This is a genomic window from Salimicrobium album (genome assembly GCF_900107115.1).
GTDB lineage: Bacteria > Bacillota > Bacilli > Bacillales > Halobacillaceae > Salimicrobium > Salimicrobium album.
Genome location: NZ_FNOS01000003.1, coordinates 171,130 through 185,998, shown reverse-complemented (window position 1 = coordinate 185,998; position 14,869 = coordinate 171,130). Strand labels below are relative to the sequence as shown.

Genomic DNA, 14,869 nt, shown 5'->3' with positions numbered 1-14,869 from the left:
CCTCCTCTTATCTTCCAGATCAGTAAGATCTGTAGGACGTAGCACCTTTTCAAACTGATGTTTGAAGGTTGCCGGGCTTCACAGGGCCTAATCCCTCAGCCGCTCTTAATAAGAGTCGCACGAACTATTCAATTTAAGCTTATTATGAAGTATAACCACCAGAGGAAAGGTATGTCAACTAATTTTCTGACTATTTGAGATATGTTTGAAGGAAAAAGAGGCGGGGTACAATCAAAAGTATCCGATCATTAAAAGAGGAGTGGATTAATTATGGTAAAAGAATATAGCGTAGTACAAAACAAAGACAAAAACGGCTGGTACATTAAAATCGAAGACATCGCTCCGACGGATTTCTTCGAAGATTTTGATTCCGCAGTCAGCAAAGCCGAAGAAATTGCGAAGAAGAACTCTCCGAGTAAAGTTCTGATTCTCGATCAGGACGATAACGTGCAAGAAGAAAGAAGCTTTTAATTTAATTATGCGTAAAGAGCTGAAGGGTACCCCCTTCGGCTTTTTTTGTATGGAAAAAATAATATGATACATATTTTTCAGAATACTTATTGTAATATGTTTGTAATCGTGCTAAGATACAGACAATGAAACTGTGCAAACGAATTCACAGTATCGCTTCTGTCACCTGTCCTTTTCTTTACATAGGAGAAGGAATAATTTATTGGATATTTTTGCAAACGAATGCACAAACTTTTCCGGCGTCCTTTATTTTTTGTGTAAGTTGTAAGCGGATTCAAAACATCAGAAACAGTAAAAAGGAGTGTATGGAATGAAGAAGAAAAGGTTTTATTCAGGGATTGCTACGGCTCTATTGGCTTCAAGTGTGCTGGCGGGCTGTTCGTTCGGCTCAGGTGAAGAATCTTCCGGCGGAAGTAATGACGGTGGAGGAGAAGGCGGCAACGGCGAAGCGGTTACGGTTGACGTTTTTCAATTCAAAGTGGAGTTCAAAGATCAGTTTGAAGAACTTGTATCGATGTATGAAGAAGAGAACCCGGACGTCAATATTAACGTCAAAACCGTCGGCGGCGGTAACGATTACGGTGCTTCACTGAAAACTTCCTTCTCCTCCGGCGAAGAGCCTGACATCTTCAACGTCGGCGGACCGACGGACGTGGACGAGTACGAAGAATATCTGGCCGACGTTTCGGATACGAAAGCTGCCGAAGCGGCTCTTGAGGGGACGTTGAACGGTGTAAGTCGTGACGATCAGGTTCTCGGACTTCCTTTTAACCAGGAAGGCTATGGACTTCTTTACAATAAGAAAGTTTTCGAAGAAGCGGGTATTGATGCTTCCTCGATCAAGACGATGGAAGATCTGAAAGGTGCCGTGGAAACCCTGAATTCCAATAAAGAAGAATTGGGAATCAAAGCGCCGTTCGCTTTCCCCGGAAAAGAACAGTGGGTTATGGGTAACCACCTGGCAAACGCCTACCTGGCGGATGAGTTCAATCATGATGTAATGGAAGCATATGAAGCGGAGACTGTGGAATTCGCAATGGGAGATCAGATGAAAGAGTTCACGGATCTTCAGAGTGAAAATTCCATTCAGCCTGTATTGAGTCTCGATTATTCCCAGCAGGTGGAAGAGCACTTTTCTCTTGGAAACGTAGCGATGATTCAGCAGGGTAACTGGGTGTACAACACGATCGAATCCATGGATCAGGAATTCGCCGAAAACAATGTCGGACTTCTTCCTATTCCGGTGGAAGGTTATGAAGGAAGTATTCCTGTAGGCGTGCCTAACTACTGGGTGGTAAACAAGCAATCCGAAGATGAAGTGGTACAGGCGTCCAAAGATTTCCTCGACTGGATGTACACGTCTGACAAAGGTAAGAAATTCGTAACGGAAGAATTCAAGTTCATTCCTGCTTACGAAGGGTACGAAGACCAGGAAATCGCGGATCCTATTTCCCAGGAAATATACAACTACGCGAAAGAAGGTAATACGCTCGGCTGGGTTTTCCTCGGAGCTCCTACAGCCTGGACGGAAGATGCTCTCGGCGTCGCCATGCAGGAATATCTTGCCGGTGATATAACGTGGGAAGAAGTGGAAAAACAGGCGACTGATGCCTGGGAAGAAGCCAGACAATAAGCAAATAACAGAAGACCGGTAAAGAGCGCTGAACTATAGCGCTCTTATTGGTTACTGAAGGCGACAGAAGAGCTTTTTTACAACTGAGGAGGAACTTATTATGAGAAACAGGAGTTTATCATTCTGGCTTTTTCTGACCCCCGTTATTCTCGGGCTCGGAATTGTTGTGGTCATCCCGTTCGTCTACGGACTGATTTATTCATTTACGGACTGGAACGGATTAACGGCGAACAATTTCGTCGGTCTGGAAAACTACATAAAATTGTTCCAGGAAGATGAGTTCATGAATTCGATCTGGTTCACTATCAAGTTTGCAGTTATCACCGTACTGCTGCTGAACATATTCGGCCTCGGCCTCGCACTTCTCGTTACGAGAAACATGAAGACGAATAACTTGATGCGGACCGTCTTTTTTATGCCGAACCTGATCGGCGGTCTTATACTCGGGTTTATCTGGCAATTTATTTTCATCTCTGTATTTGGTGATATATCCGGAATTACGGGGATTGAAGGTCTGAGCGGCTGGTTATCTACAACGAACACAGGCTTCTGGGGACTTGTAATCCTTACCTCCTGGCAGATGGCCGGGTATATTATGATCATTTATATAGCCTATCTTGAAAACGTGCCGAAAGAGCTGATCGAAGCTTCGAAAATTGACGGGGCAAATGCGGTACAGCGATTCAAAAATGTCATTTTCCCGCTAGTGGCTCCCGCCTTTACGGTCAGTATGTTCCTTACATTATCCATGTCTTTCAAAATTTACGACCAAAACCTGTCACTGACGAATGGAGGACCTTTCAACTCCACGCAGATGGTGGCGATGGAAATCGTACGTACAGCCTTCAGTGACAGGGAGATGGCGTATGCCCAGGCGAAAGCGGTTATTTTCTTCCTCATAGTAGCCGTCATTTCCCTGACACAGGTGTACTACAATAAGAAACGTGAGGTGGACGTGTGATGCAGAAGGATAGAGAGAAACGAAATACAAGACTGCTTGAAATATTCGGCTTATTGCTGGCCCTTTTGTGGCTCTCTCCGTTTTATCTGATGATCGTCAACGCTTTCAAAACGAAACGGGGGATTTTCGAGGGCGTCCTCGGAATACCGGTTGAATTTACATTTGAGAACTTCGTTAACGCTTTTGCGGAACTTGAATTTCTGAAGTCCCTTTTCAATTCCGTACTTATAACCGGGTTGAGCATTCTGATCATTATTCTTTTCTCCTCCATGGCGGGATATGCTCTTGCGAGGAACAAAAGTAAGCTCTCCGGCATCATCTTTTTCGTATTTGTGGCAGCCATGCTCATTCCGTTCCAGTCTGTTATGATTCCCCTGGTGGCCATTTTCGGTCAGGTGGATATGCTGAACGCTGCCGGTCTTATCTTCATGTATCTCGGATTCGGATGCAGTCTTTCCATTTTCCTTTACCACGGGGCGATGACCGGTATTTCCAAATCCCTGGATGAAGCGGCCATTATAGACGGGGCCAGCCGATTCCAGACATTCTGGTATATTATTTTTCCGCTGTTAAAACCGATTTCCGTAACGGTGGCTATTTTAAATACGATCTGGATCTGGAATGATTACCTGCTTCCCTCGCTCGTACTGAGTGAAGCGAACGCAACGATTCCGCTGAAGATGTTTTACTTCTTCGGTCAGTATACGAAACAGTGGCACCTTGCACTTGCCGGTCTGACTATAGCGATCATCCCGGTCATCATCGGTTATTTCTTTGCCCAGAAACAGATCATTGATGGTGTGTCGGAAGGTGCTGTGAAGTAGAGAGGAGCAGGAACGATGTCTGTTACGATTAAGGATGTAGCGAAGGAAGCGGGAGTCGCTCCTTCGACAGTATCCCGGGTGATTGCGGACAGTCCGCGAATCAGCCAGGTTACGAAGAAAAAAGTGAAAAAAGTCATGGAGGACATGGGCTATCACATGAACTACAACGCCCGCGTGCTTGTGAGGCAGGCTACCCAGACGATAGGGGTGGTGATGAAACATTCGAGTTCCCATTCTTTCGATAACCCCTTCTTCTCCGAAGTTTTGAGCGGGATCAGTAAGGCATGTCAGGAAAACGATTACAGCCTGAATCTGACGACCGGGGAGTCGGAAGAAGCTATTTTTCGGGATGTTATAAAAATGGTGCAGGGAAAAAGAGTGGACGCTATCGTAGTCCTTTATTCCAAAGAGGACGATCAGGTCGTTCCCTACCTGATGCAACAGAACCTTCCTTTCGTTATGGTCGGAAAGCCGTTACTGGAGGCGTCGAACATAATGTACGTGGATAATGACAACGTGCAGGCTTCGAATGAGGCAACGGATTATCTGATCCAGCTGGGGCATGAGCGGATCGGGATCGTCGGCGGAGAAGCCGATTTCGAAGTGACGAAAGCAAGAGTGGAAGGATATAAAAAAGCGCTCGCTCTCCATGGGTGTCCGCAGAACGCTTCTTACATTAAGTATAGAAAAGACGGAAGCTATGACGGCACCATCATTGCAGAAGAATTGCTCGGGCTCCCGGAACCTCCGACGGCCCTTGTGATCATGGATGACTTTCATGCGCTTTCCATTATTGCGGCGCTTAAGGAAGCCGGCGTTTCCGTACCCGGGGATATGAGTGTTATCAGCTTCAACAATACGATTGTCTCCAGGCTCTCAAGTCCATCCCTTACAACGGTGGATACCAATGCAGGTCAGCTTGGCTACTATTCAGCCGACACTCTTATCGAAAAACTGCAGAAGCCCGCAATGATGAATAAAAGTCTGATTATCCCTACGAATATTGTGGAAAGAGAATCGTGCAGGGAACGAAAATAAATTTTTTTAAAGAAAAGTGCAAGCGATTTCGCTTATTGTTGCACAGCAGGAGGTAGTGAATATGAACGTACTGATATGGAACGAGTATCGCCATGAAAAGGAAAACCCGGCAGTTTCGGATATTTATCCGGAAGGGATTCACGGGGCCCTTGCCGATTTTCTGAAAAAAGACGGGCATACTATTATCACGGCCACCCTTGACGAGGAGGAACACGGGCTGAAGAAGGAAGTCCTCGACCGGACGGACGTTCTCGTCTGGTGGGGGCATAAAGCGCACGAGGAAGTTACCGAAGAGGCGGCCGAGAGAGTGAAGCAGAGAGTTCTCGACGGAATGGGGCTGGTCGTCCTCCACTCCGCCCACTTCTCGAAAGTATTCCGTAAGCTGATGGGGACCGGGTGTGATCTGAAATGGCGGGAAGCTGACGACAGGGAGCGGATATGGAACGTTGATCCCACCCACCCTATTGCAGAAGGAATCGGTCAGTATTTTGAAATAGAAAAAGAGGAGATGTACGGGGAACACTTCGATATTCCGGCTCCGGATGAACTTATTTTCCTCAGCTGGTTTGAAGGCGGCGAGGTTTTCAGAAGCGGTGCTACGTTCAAACGCGGCAACGGTAAGATATTCTATTTCCGTCCCGGGCATGAAACATATCCGACTTATTATCATGAAGACGTACAGACGGTGATCCGTAACGGTGTCCGCTGGGCGCAGAATACGAACGGTCCGAAGCACCAGTACGGGAACGCTGCCCCGATTGAACGCATCTCCAAAAAATAAAAGCATGTAAACCTTTTGAAGGGAGCTGTTGATTTATGACATTGAAAACGGCAATTATCGGTTGTGGCAGTATCGCCCAGCACCGGCATTTAGTGGAGTATAGAAGTAATGAAGAGACGGATATTACTGCAGTCTGTGACATTGTAGAAGAGCGGGCTGCCATCGCGGGTCAGATCTACGATGCCAAGACGTATACGGATTATGAAGAACTGTTCCAGAAAGAAGAAGTGGACATTGTAAGTATCTGCCTTCCGAACCATTTACATGCTTCCGTATCTATTGCAGCCCTGGAAGCAGGGGCTCACGTTTTATGTGAAAAGCCGATGGCTACAAGTACGGAAGAAGCGGAGCGAATGATCAGTGCGGCTGAGAAGAACGGGAAAAAACTGATGATTGCCCACAACCAGCGATTTGTGAAGTCCCACCGGAAAGCCCGGGAGATTGTCCGTTCGGGGGAACTTGGGAAAATCTACAGTTTCCGGACAACATTCGGTCACGGAGGGCCGGAAGACTGGAGCGTGGATGGGAAGGACAGCTGGTTCTTCAAAAAAGACGAAGCGTTCATCGGAGCGATGGGGGACCTCGGCGTCCATAAGGCGGATCTCATTCGCTATATTCTCGGAGAAGAATTCACGGACGTAGCCGGTTTTGTTGAAAATAACGCAAAAGATGGTATTACGGTCGATGATAACGCCGTGTGCATGCTTCGTTCGGAATCAGGAATTCTCGGTACCCTGGCGGCAAGCTGGGCTTATAATACCGCCGAAGATAATTCCACGGTGATCTACGCGGAGAAAGGGATGCTCAGAATCGAGGACGACCCGGATTACTCTCTCGTAGCTTCTTATACGAACGGGGATGTAATCAATTTTCAGCTCGGTCAGATCCAGTCCAATGAAAGCGGTGGCCAGACGAATACCGGAGTCATCGATCACTTCGTGGAAAGTGTGCTGAACGATGAACAGCCGCTGATTGACGGTCATGAAGGGAAAAAATCCCTTGAAATCATTCTCGCAGCCCTGGAGTCCGGGGAAACGGGTAAAATACAGTCGTTAAAGAAGGGGTAATATGAATAAATGGAAAGTGGGAGTGATCGGTACGGGCGGGATAGCGACAGATCGCCACATCCCGGCCCTGCTGTCACTTCCTCATCTGGCTGAAATGATCGCCGTGCAGGATGTGGACAGGGAGCGGGCTTTGAGAGTCGCAAAGGAGTTTGAAGTGCCTCACGTGTGCACGTCTCCGGAGGAACTGCTCGATATCGTCGACGCTGTCATTATCTGTACACCGAATAAATTCCACGCGGAACTGAGTATAAAAGCCCTGAACAGAGGCGTGCACGTATTATGTGAAAAGCCGATGGCCATGGACCGGCATGAAGCAGAAGCTATGCTGAGAGCTGCGCAGGAAAATGATAGAACTCTGGCTATCGCCTATCATTATCGTCACACTCCGGAAGGAATTATGGCGAAACGGGTGACGGAAGCGGGAGAACTCGGCAAACCTCTTGTAGCGAGAGTGCAGGCCATGCGCCGGAGAAAGGTGCCGGGGTGGGGAGTGTTTACGGACAAAGACCTGCAGGGTGGCGGAAGCCTTATTGATTTTGGGTGTCATCTGCTGGATTTGTCGCTCTGGCTGCTCGGAAATCCGGAACCGGTGGAAGTGAGCGCCCAGACGTATAACGAGCTGAGCAGAACGCCGGGTCAGGTGAATGACTGGGGAGAAGTGGATCCTGAATCGTTCGAAGTGGATGATCACGTGACAAGTTACATACGTTTTGAAAACGGGGTGACGCTTCAGTTCGAATGTTCCTGGGCCGCAAATATAAAAGAGGATCATACGACTCTCAGCATATCGGGAGTACAGGGGGGGCTGGACGTGTATCCGTTCGAACTGTATCAGTCGAAACACGGTGCCGTGTGGGATGCCACCCCGGTAATGAGAGAAGAAGAGAGCGGATGGGCAGGAAAAAGGCAGATAGCTAATTTTCTTGAAGGCCTGAACGGCGGGGAAAAACTCGCTGTGCATCCTCAGGAGGCACTCCGTGTCACAAAAATTATAGACGCGATGTATGAAAGCAGTCGTACAGGGCAAGCGGTAGTAATGAACAGGCAGGAGGAGGAGTTACGATGAAACTTGGTGTCTTTGCAGTATTATTTTCAGATCTTTCCTTTGAAGAGATGCTCGACAAAGCGAAGGATTCGGGATTGAAGGCAGTGGAGATAGGGACAGGCGGATATCCGGGGGATGCTCACTGTCATGTGGACGAACTGCTTGGAAGTGAGGAGAAGCGCCGGGCTTATCTGGAGGAAGTGAATAAGCGGGGGCTTGAAATCAGTGCTTTCAGCTGCCACGGCAATCCAGTATCACCGGACGAAGCATTCGCATCCCGCTCTCATGAAAGTTTCGTGAAAACTGTGAAACTGGCCGGCCTGATGGGGGTACCTGTAGTGAATACTTTTTCCGGAACGCCGGGAGGTTCTGAGACGGACAAAACGCCGAACTGGCCCGTCACTCCATGGCCGGAGGAATACTCACAAGTGCTGAACTGGCAATGGGAAGAGAAACTCGTTCCTTACTGGAAAGAGCAGGCTGCTCTCGCTGAGAAGCATGGTGTGAAAATAGGGCTTGAACTTCATGCAGGCTTTCTTGTTCATACGCCGCACACGATGCTGAAACTGCGCGAAGCTACTTCTCCGGCTATCGGAGCCAACCTTGATCCGAGTCACCTGTGGTGGCAGGGAATCGATCCGGTTGCCGCTATTAAAATTCTTGGTAAAGAAGGGGCGATCCATCACTTCCATGCCAAAGATACGTATATAGATCAGGAAAATGTGAATATGTACGGTCTCACTGACATGCAGCCGTACGGGGAAGTTCGCAGCCGGGCCTGGAGTTTCCGTTCGGTCGGGTATGGACACAGCGTGCAGGAGTGGTCCGATATCGTGAGTGCTCTCAGAACGTTCGGTTACGACCACGCGGTGAGTATAGAGCACGAGGACCCGATCATGTCGATCGAAGAAGGTTTCAAAAGAGCAGTGAACAATCTCGACAATGTTATCATCGAAGAACCGCCAGCCGATATGTGGTGGGCCTGAGGCGTAATTCACCGGAGAGTACACGTGCTTTAAACAGGGAGGAGAACCATGATGGGAAAACAATCGGGGTTTATGGGCGGTATGTATGCCGTAAGTGAGTGGATAGCAAAATTTTCGTTGACGAACCTGGCCTGGTTTGCCATGAACCTTCCCATTGTCGTCCTCGTTCTAAGTCTTCTTGACGCCCGCGATCAGGGTGAGGTACTCATACTTCTGATACCGATTATCCTGTTCGCTCCGGTGGTCTTTTTCCCGGCTACTGCCGCTTTGTTCGCTAAAGCGAGGGAGTGGGTAAGAAAAGATTATATGGTCGAAAACAAATCGTACTGGAGCTACTACAGGGAAAACTACCTGCAAAGTGTTGCGGGAGGGCTGCTGTTCACCCTGCTGTGGGTCATCGTTGCCGTCGATATTTATTATTTTTATGAATCGAGCACGATTCTTACCGGAGTTTTCCTTGTCACTTCCATTTTGCTGTACGTATTTACCGTGAACTTCTTCGCAACAGTCGTACACGTGTCTTTGCCTTTTCGAAAACTGGTGAAGCGGTCTTTCTTCATTACGCTCGGCAGTCCTCTCCTCTTCGGAACGATTGCTGTAACGAACGGCTTCCTTCTGATGGTGAGTGTCTATATGTTTCCGGTGATCATCCCCGTCTTTACGGGAGCAATCGTCGCTTTCCTCAGTTTTTCCGCTTACTATCGTTTTATTATTGCGGTGAAGAAGGAAGAGGAATGAACCGGTCCGTCCCTTTGTGGGGGCGGGCTTTTTTGATGGGGATGCCGGATTGGTTGAATTGTTATTCATTCTATTATACGTTTACAGAAGAAAGAGACGAAGCGGGAGTGGGGCAGAGATGAAGGAGGAGAAGGATGTCAGATTATGAAGTGATTATCGTAGGAGCAAGAGTGGCAGGAGCCAGTCTCGCTATCAGACTCGGCCAGCTGGGGATACGGACGCTGGTGATTGAAAAAGCCAGCTTTCCGAGCGATACGTTATCGACCCACCTTCTTTCCCATCAGCATTACCTAGACGTACTGGGAGTGAAAGAGAAGGTGGCCGGTCTCGGGCTCAGGGAAATCAGACGGATGCGTACATATATCGGGAAGAGTTTTACAGAAGCAGAAAGAGACGGGGCGACGGTAATTCCGGGACGGGCATCTTTTGACTCCCTGCTTATGGAGGAAGCGACTGCCTTCGAAACGGTGGAGTTCAGGGAGGAGATGCAGGTGCGTCGCCTGCTCTGGATGGATGGAGCGGTTACGGGCGTGGAAATCGTGGACAGAAAGGGGAAGAAAACAGAGCTCACAGCCGGACTGGTAGTCGGAGCCGACGGCCGGAATTCCACCGTCGCGGCGGAAGCGGGAGCTGCCATGTACGATTACACCCCGGCTCAGCGTCCGGTGTTTTACGGATATTACGAAGGTATATCTCCCCTCCCGGACCCGGCGGTGGAGATCTTCCTGGAGGAAGGAAGAATCGGCTTCGTCTTTCCGATGCAGGAAGGGATGGACTGTCTCGGTCTTGAAATCCATCCTGAAGAGTTCAAGTCGTTTGCCCGGGATCCGCAAAACGAGTTTGAAAAAGTATTTAAACGCATGTATGGAATGGAAGCGAGAATGGAGGAGTCCGTGCTTCACGGAAAAGTCATCGGGACGCCCGGGGTTCCAAATTTCTTCAGAGAGCCATACGGCAGAGGCTGGGCTCTTATAGGAGATGCAGCTCACGCCAAAGATCCGAGCACGGGACTCGGAATGAACGATGCTATCTGGCAGGCTCTTCTGCTGGCAGAAGTTATTCAAAAAACGGCAGACGGGGCGTCGTTCGGAGAGGAAATGGAAAAGTACCGCAAAGAACGGGATGAAGTTTTGAAGCCCTCCTACGATTTTACGCTCGGCTACATCAGTACGCTGAGAAGCTGGACGGAGGAGGAACTGGAAGCATTCCGGAAGTGGGCCTCCAACCCGGTGATGGTCAAAAATCAGGTACCTGCTTTTATGGAAATGTTCAAGTGAAGTGAAAAAATCCCCCGTGCTCCGGCAGGAGGTCAAGGGATTTTTGAATGGAGAGAAAGACGAATAAAGATTTAACGGGACCTTATCTCCGGATAGGTTTCTTCCACACGGTCTATAATTTCTTCAAATCTGCCGTCTTCCCGAAGGACAGCCGTCATTCCTTTAATGATAGCATTGCGGGGAGAGGAGGAAGTGAGCTCTTCTTTCAGGATGGTCAGCGCTTCTTTTTCTTCACCGCCGGCTTTCGTTTCTTCTGCCTGTATCAGTTTATGAAGGGCCGATTCGCTGACGCCGAGGAACTCTTCGGGGATGAGGTCCGCCATGTATGCTTTTGTGAGCAGCGGAGTATCCTGATGATAGAGAAAGCCTTCAACGAGGTAGTCGACCCGTCGCAGTAAGGTTTCGGCCAGGTTCCTGAAGTCGAAGCGGGCTCCTTCCATAAGAATCAGCTCCAGATAGGCTTTGTACATCCCTTCGCTTATGATACTTATTTCAAAAGAGAATTCCTCCGCATTTTTACCGTAAATGTCAAGGATGTGGTTCTGATAGAACTGGTACGATTCATAACGCATCCGGCTGGTGAACGTTTCGATATCTTCGTTGAACGGGATCGTCTGTTCACGAATCTGCATCTTAATGAAATCCCGGTGAGAGGCTATTTCTTTGAACATTACGGCAAGTTGTGAAACAAACTTCTCGCGCGGATCCGGTTCATTAGCACATGCATCCACTTTTGCTTTCATCTGATTATAGTAGTAATCAAACAGGGCAAAAAGCAGTTCGTCTTTGGAAGAAAAGTGAAGGTAAAAAGCTCCCTTGGAGATTCCTGCGTTTTTAGCGATTTCCTGAACGGAAGTCGAGGTGAATCCTTTTTTTGCAAATAATTTGATGGCTGCCTGCATGATGGATATCGATTTTTCGTCCATAGTACATTCTCCTTGGAGTTGCTGATATTTTTCAGTATAACACGGGGCGGAAGGGGTTCGCTTTCGTTCGAACACTTTTCGCTCGTCCTTCCTGCTTCGTTCTGCCGCTTCTAAGTGGAAGGTTTCACTTTTCGAGGGCCAGCTCCACCTTCCAGAAGCTCATGCCCGAAGCAGTATGTCCGGGAAAGGAAAACCGCCTTTCGCTCGTCCTTCCTGCTTCGTTCTGCCGCTTCTAAACGGAAGGTTTCACTTTTCTATGGCCAGTTTTTTTGAATCTTTCTACGGTATATAAAAGCAGTCCTGTCCAGATGAAAGCGAAAGCTACGGCGTGAACGGATGTGAAAGGTTCGTTATACATAAACACCCCGATCAAAAGCATAAGAGTCGGTGCTATATATTGAAGAAAGCCCACCATGGAGAGTGGTATGCGTTTTGTTCCGCTCGTGAAAAGTAACAGAGGTATGGCTGTCACTGCTCCTGCGCTGAATACGAGCAGGGAATTCGAGGAGAACCACGTCACCTCTCCGGGGAACCCGGAAGCAGGAATCAGGTAAACCAGAGCAAGAGGCGTCACGATTGCTGTTTCCACCGTCAGACCGAAAATGGCCGGGATGGCCGCCATTTTCTTCAGAAGTCCATATACTGCGAAACTCATCGCAAGAGCGACGGACACCCACGGGAATGCTCCAACGCTAACGGTCATATAAGCCACTCCCGCACCGGCGAGAAGGAAAGAGAACCACTGGGCTTTCGTGAAAGTTTCCTTCATTACGAGCATACTGAAAAAGATGCTGATCAGAGGGTTGATATAGTAGCCGAGACTTGCCTGAACCACATGCCCGCTGTTTACAGCCCAGATGAAGATGAACCAGTTCAGGCTGATGGCGAAGGACGCCAGAATAATGCCGATAAGCGATTTTTTATCATTCCATAGCGTCCGTACACTCTGGAAAAAGTCTTTCTGTTTGCGGAGAACGATAACGATTCCAACCATGAATACGAGTGCCCACACTATCCGGTGGGCCAGAATTTCGAAAGGGGCTATGTGTTCCAGTGTTTTCCAGTAGATGGGCAGAATACCCCACAGCAGATAAGCGACGATTGTAATGAGAATCCCCTTGTTTTCCTCTTCCATTTTCCCCCTCCTCCCTGAAGACAGTGCCGTCTGTTTCGTTTCGTTTATGCCAGTCCCATTTTAGCGAAATGACGGTAAGAATGGAAGATTATTGCTTCCGGATACCGGGCTCCGGATGAAGAATGGCCGGAGGGATAAATAGACACCACCTTTTGGATATTGTTATAATGGTGGGCGTGCTTACAAATTAGTGTAACTTCAACTGTTAGAAAAAAAGGACGGAGAACGATGAAACAACCTTTGTGGACGAAAAGTTTTTTGAACGTATGTACCAGTAACTTTTTCATATTTCTCGTGTTTTACATACTGTTTGTAACGATGCCGATTTTTTCCATCGAACAGCTGCAGGTGCCTGAGAGCAGAGCCGGGCTCGTAGTCACTGTCTTTCTCCTTTCGGCTATTATTATACGCCCCCTTTCGGGTCACTGGGTGGATGCTATAGGAAGGATGCCGATGCTGATAACGGCTGTCACCATTTTCTTCGTAAGCAGCGGATTCTACTTTTTTGCGGAATCCTTCGGCTGGCTTCTTCTTATCCGGTTTATCCAGGGGATAGGATTCGGTATGGGTACGACTGTTATGGGGGCGCTGGCCGCTGATGTCGTCCCTGATTCGCGTAAGGGTGAAGGAATGGGGTATTTCGCTATGTCCATGAATTTGGCTATGGTGGCCGGTCCCTTTGTCGGACTCACCCTTATCCAGTCGTACACGTATACGACGCTTTTTGCAGTCTGCACGTTATTCGCCGGTCTGGCATTCGCCACCGGGTTATTTATCCGCGTCCCGAAACTCCCTGAGGCGGACAGACCACAAAGTCTTATGCCGGGGGTGAACGGTCTTCTCGAAAAGTCGGTGCTTCCGGTGGCTCTGACCGGGGCGTTCATCGCTCTGGCCTACTCGAGTGTATTGTCGTTTGTTTCCGTACATGCTAAAAACATCGGGCTGGAAGAAGCGGCAAGCTACTTCTTCGTCGTTTATGCCGTAGTACTGCTTTTGTCACGGCCGTTTACCGGAAAGTGGTTTGATCAGTATGGCGAAAACATTATCGTTATTCCGGCGATTTTCATCTTCAGTATAGGGATGTATCTGCTCGGATCAGCACAGACGGCTTTCGTCCTGCTGGCAGCCGGTGGTCTGATCGGACTGGGCTACGGCACACTTGTACCGAGCATGCAGACCATCGCTCTGCAAAAGGTTCCGAAACGCGCCGGAGCGGCAACGGCGACCTTTTTCACTATTTTTGATATCGGCATCGGCTCCGGATCTTTTCTTGTAGGGATTGTTGCAGAATCCGTAGGCTTTCGCAGTCTTTACGTGAACAGCTCCATTTTCATCGTACTTATTGTCGGTGTTTACATACTGCTGCACGGAAGATTTCAGCGCGGGAAACACAAAAAGAGTGTACAGTCCCGTGAGGTTTAAATATAATGGTCGAGGGAAAACGGATAAAAGATAACGAATAGAAAGGATGGACCACGACATGTTCAAAAAATTATTTGGTAAAGAAGATAAAAACATTTCGATTGTAGCACCGGTGAATGGTAAAGTAGTAGCACTCGATGAGGTGCCGGATCCCGTATTCAGCCAGCGCATGATGGGAGATGGCATGGCTATCGAACCGTCAGACGGAAAGGTGGTAAGTCCGGTGGACGGAGAGATCGTTCAAATATTCCCGACTAACCACGCTGTCGGTGTCAAAACTTCCAATGGTCTGGAAATCCTTGTCCATATAGGTCTGGAAACCGTATCCATGGAAGGAGAAGGTTTTGAAGGTCATGTAAGCCAGGGAGACAAAGTGAAGACAGGAGACCCTCTTGTCACCTTCGATAAAGACCTTGTTGCCGAAAAAGCCAAGGCGGTCGTCACTCCCGTAGTAATTACAAACTATGATGATGCTGTCGAGTCTTTTGAAGTCCATCAAACGGAGAACGCAACCGCCGGTGAAACGGTCATTGCTTCGGTGACAGCAAAGTAAATTAAGGAACTC

The 14,869-nt window shown here is 48.5% G+C and carries 16 protein-coding genes and 1 riboswitch; of the genes, 14 read left to right on the top strand and 2 right to left on the bottom strand.

The window, feature by feature from the left end; genetic code table 11:
* Window positions 1-4 precede the first annotated feature (4 nt).
* Window positions 5-115: riboswitch (SAM riboswitch) on the bottom strand.
* A gap of 155 nt (window positions 116-270) precedes the next feature.
* The 12 genes from BLU03_RS07000 (at window position 271) to BLU03_RS06950 (ending at window position 10,821) form a co-directional block, all read left to right on the top strand.
* Window positions 271-471 carry a DUF2188 domain-containing protein gene (locus BLU03_RS07000; RefSeq protein ID WP_008589353.1) on the top strand — a complete coding sequence of 67 codons (201 nt, stop codon included), beginning with the start codon at window positions 271-273 and terminating at the stop codon, window positions 469-471.
* 310 nt (window positions 472-781) lie between these two features.
* On the top strand, window positions 782-2,104 hold the full coding sequence (locus tag BLU03_RS06995) for an ABC transporter substrate-binding protein (protein WP_093106690.1): 1,323 nt from the start codon (window positions 782-784) through the stop codon (window positions 2,102-2,104).
* A gap of 100 nt (window positions 2,105-2,204) precedes the next feature.
* Window positions 2,205-3,065: a carbohydrate ABC transporter permease gene (locus BLU03_RS06990; protein WP_093106687.1), complete on the top strand. Its 861-nt coding sequence runs from the start codon at window positions 2,205-2,207 to the stop codon at window positions 3,063-3,065.
* Window positions 3,065-3,889, top strand: a complete 825-nt coding sequence (locus BLU03_RS06985; RefSeq protein WP_076571540.1) for a carbohydrate ABC transporter permease — start codon at window positions 3,065-3,067, stop codon at window positions 3,887-3,889. The genes BLU03_RS06990 and BLU03_RS06985 overlap by 1 nt, the downstream gene beginning before the upstream one ends.
* A 15-nt stretch (window positions 3,890-3,904) precedes the next feature.
* Complete coding sequence (locus BLU03_RS06980; RefSeq protein WP_093106683.1) at window positions 3,905-4,927, top strand: LacI family DNA-binding transcriptional regulator; 1,023 nt, start codon at window positions 3,905-3,907, stop codon at window positions 4,925-4,927.
* Between the two features lie 61 nt (window positions 4,928-4,988).
* Window positions 4,989-5,708 (top strand): ThuA domain-containing protein, encoded by a 720-nt coding sequence (locus tag BLU03_RS06975; protein WP_093106680.1) that lies wholly within the window; start codon window positions 4,989-4,991, stop codon window positions 5,706-5,708.
* A gap of 35 nt (window positions 5,709-5,743) precedes the next feature.
* Complete coding sequence (locus tag BLU03_RS06970; protein ID WP_093106677.1) at window positions 5,744-6,775, top strand: Gfo/Idh/MocA family protein; 1,032 nt, start codon at window positions 5,744-5,746, stop codon at window positions 6,773-6,775.
* Between the two features lies 1 nt (window position 6,776).
* Window positions 6,777-7,841: a Gfo/Idh/MocA family protein gene (locus BLU03_RS06965; RefSeq protein ID WP_093106674.1), complete on the top strand. Its 1,065-nt coding sequence runs from the start codon at window positions 6,777-6,779 to the stop codon at window positions 7,839-7,841.
* Complete coding sequence (locus BLU03_RS06960) at window positions 7,838-8,806, top strand: sugar phosphate isomerase/epimerase family protein (RefSeq protein WP_008589361.1); 969 nt, start codon at window positions 7,838-7,840, stop codon at window positions 8,804-8,806. The genes BLU03_RS06965 and BLU03_RS06960 overlap by 4 nt, the downstream gene beginning before the upstream one ends.
* Window positions 8,807-8,857: 51 nt before the next feature.
* Window positions 8,858-9,544, top strand: coding sequence for a YesL family protein (locus BLU03_RS06955; RefSeq protein WP_093106672.1), 687 nt, complete (start codon window positions 8,858-8,860; stop codon window positions 9,542-9,544).
* On the top strand, window positions 9,541-9,666 hold the full coding sequence (locus BLU03_RS13815) for a hypothetical protein (protein ID WP_281241179.1): 126 nt from the start codon (window positions 9,541-9,543) through the stop codon (window positions 9,664-9,666). Before BLU03_RS06955 ends, BLU03_RS13815 begins: the two co-directional genes overlap by 4 nt.
* 12 nt (window positions 9,667-9,678) lie before the next feature.
* Window positions 9,679-10,821 carry an FAD-dependent oxidoreductase gene (locus BLU03_RS06950; protein WP_093106669.1) on the top strand — a complete coding sequence of 381 codons (1,143 nt, stop codon included), beginning with the start codon at window positions 9,679-9,681 and terminating at the stop codon, window positions 10,819-10,821.
* Between the two features lie 71 nt (window positions 10,822-10,892).
* Here the strand turns inward: BLU03_RS06950 and BLU03_RS06945 are convergent, their stop codons facing one another.
* Window positions 10,893-11,747 carry a TetR/AcrR family transcriptional regulator gene (locus BLU03_RS06945; protein ID WP_093106666.1) on the bottom strand — a complete coding sequence of 285 codons (855 nt, stop codon included), beginning with the start codon at window positions 11,745-11,747 and terminating at the stop codon, window positions 10,893-10,895.
* A 232-nt stretch (window positions 11,748-11,979) separates the two neighbouring features.
* Complete coding sequence (gene rarD, locus BLU03_RS06940; RefSeq protein WP_093106663.1) at window positions 11,980-12,882, bottom strand: EamA family transporter RarD; 903 nt, start codon at window positions 12,880-12,882, stop codon at window positions 11,980-11,982.
* Between the two features lie 228 nt (window positions 12,883-13,110).
* On the opposite strand from rarD, the gene BLU03_RS06935 reads away from it, so the two are divergent.
* Window positions 13,111-14,304, top strand: a complete 1,194-nt coding sequence (locus tag BLU03_RS06935; RefSeq protein WP_093106660.1) for an MFS transporter — start codon at window positions 13,111-13,113, stop codon at window positions 14,302-14,304.
* Between the two features lie 58 nt (window positions 14,305-14,362).
* Window positions 14,363-14,857, top strand: coding sequence for a PTS sugar transporter subunit IIA (locus tag BLU03_RS06930; protein WP_008589367.1), 495 nt, complete (start codon window positions 14,363-14,365; stop codon window positions 14,855-14,857).
* Window positions 14,858-14,869: the final 12 nt, after the last annotated feature.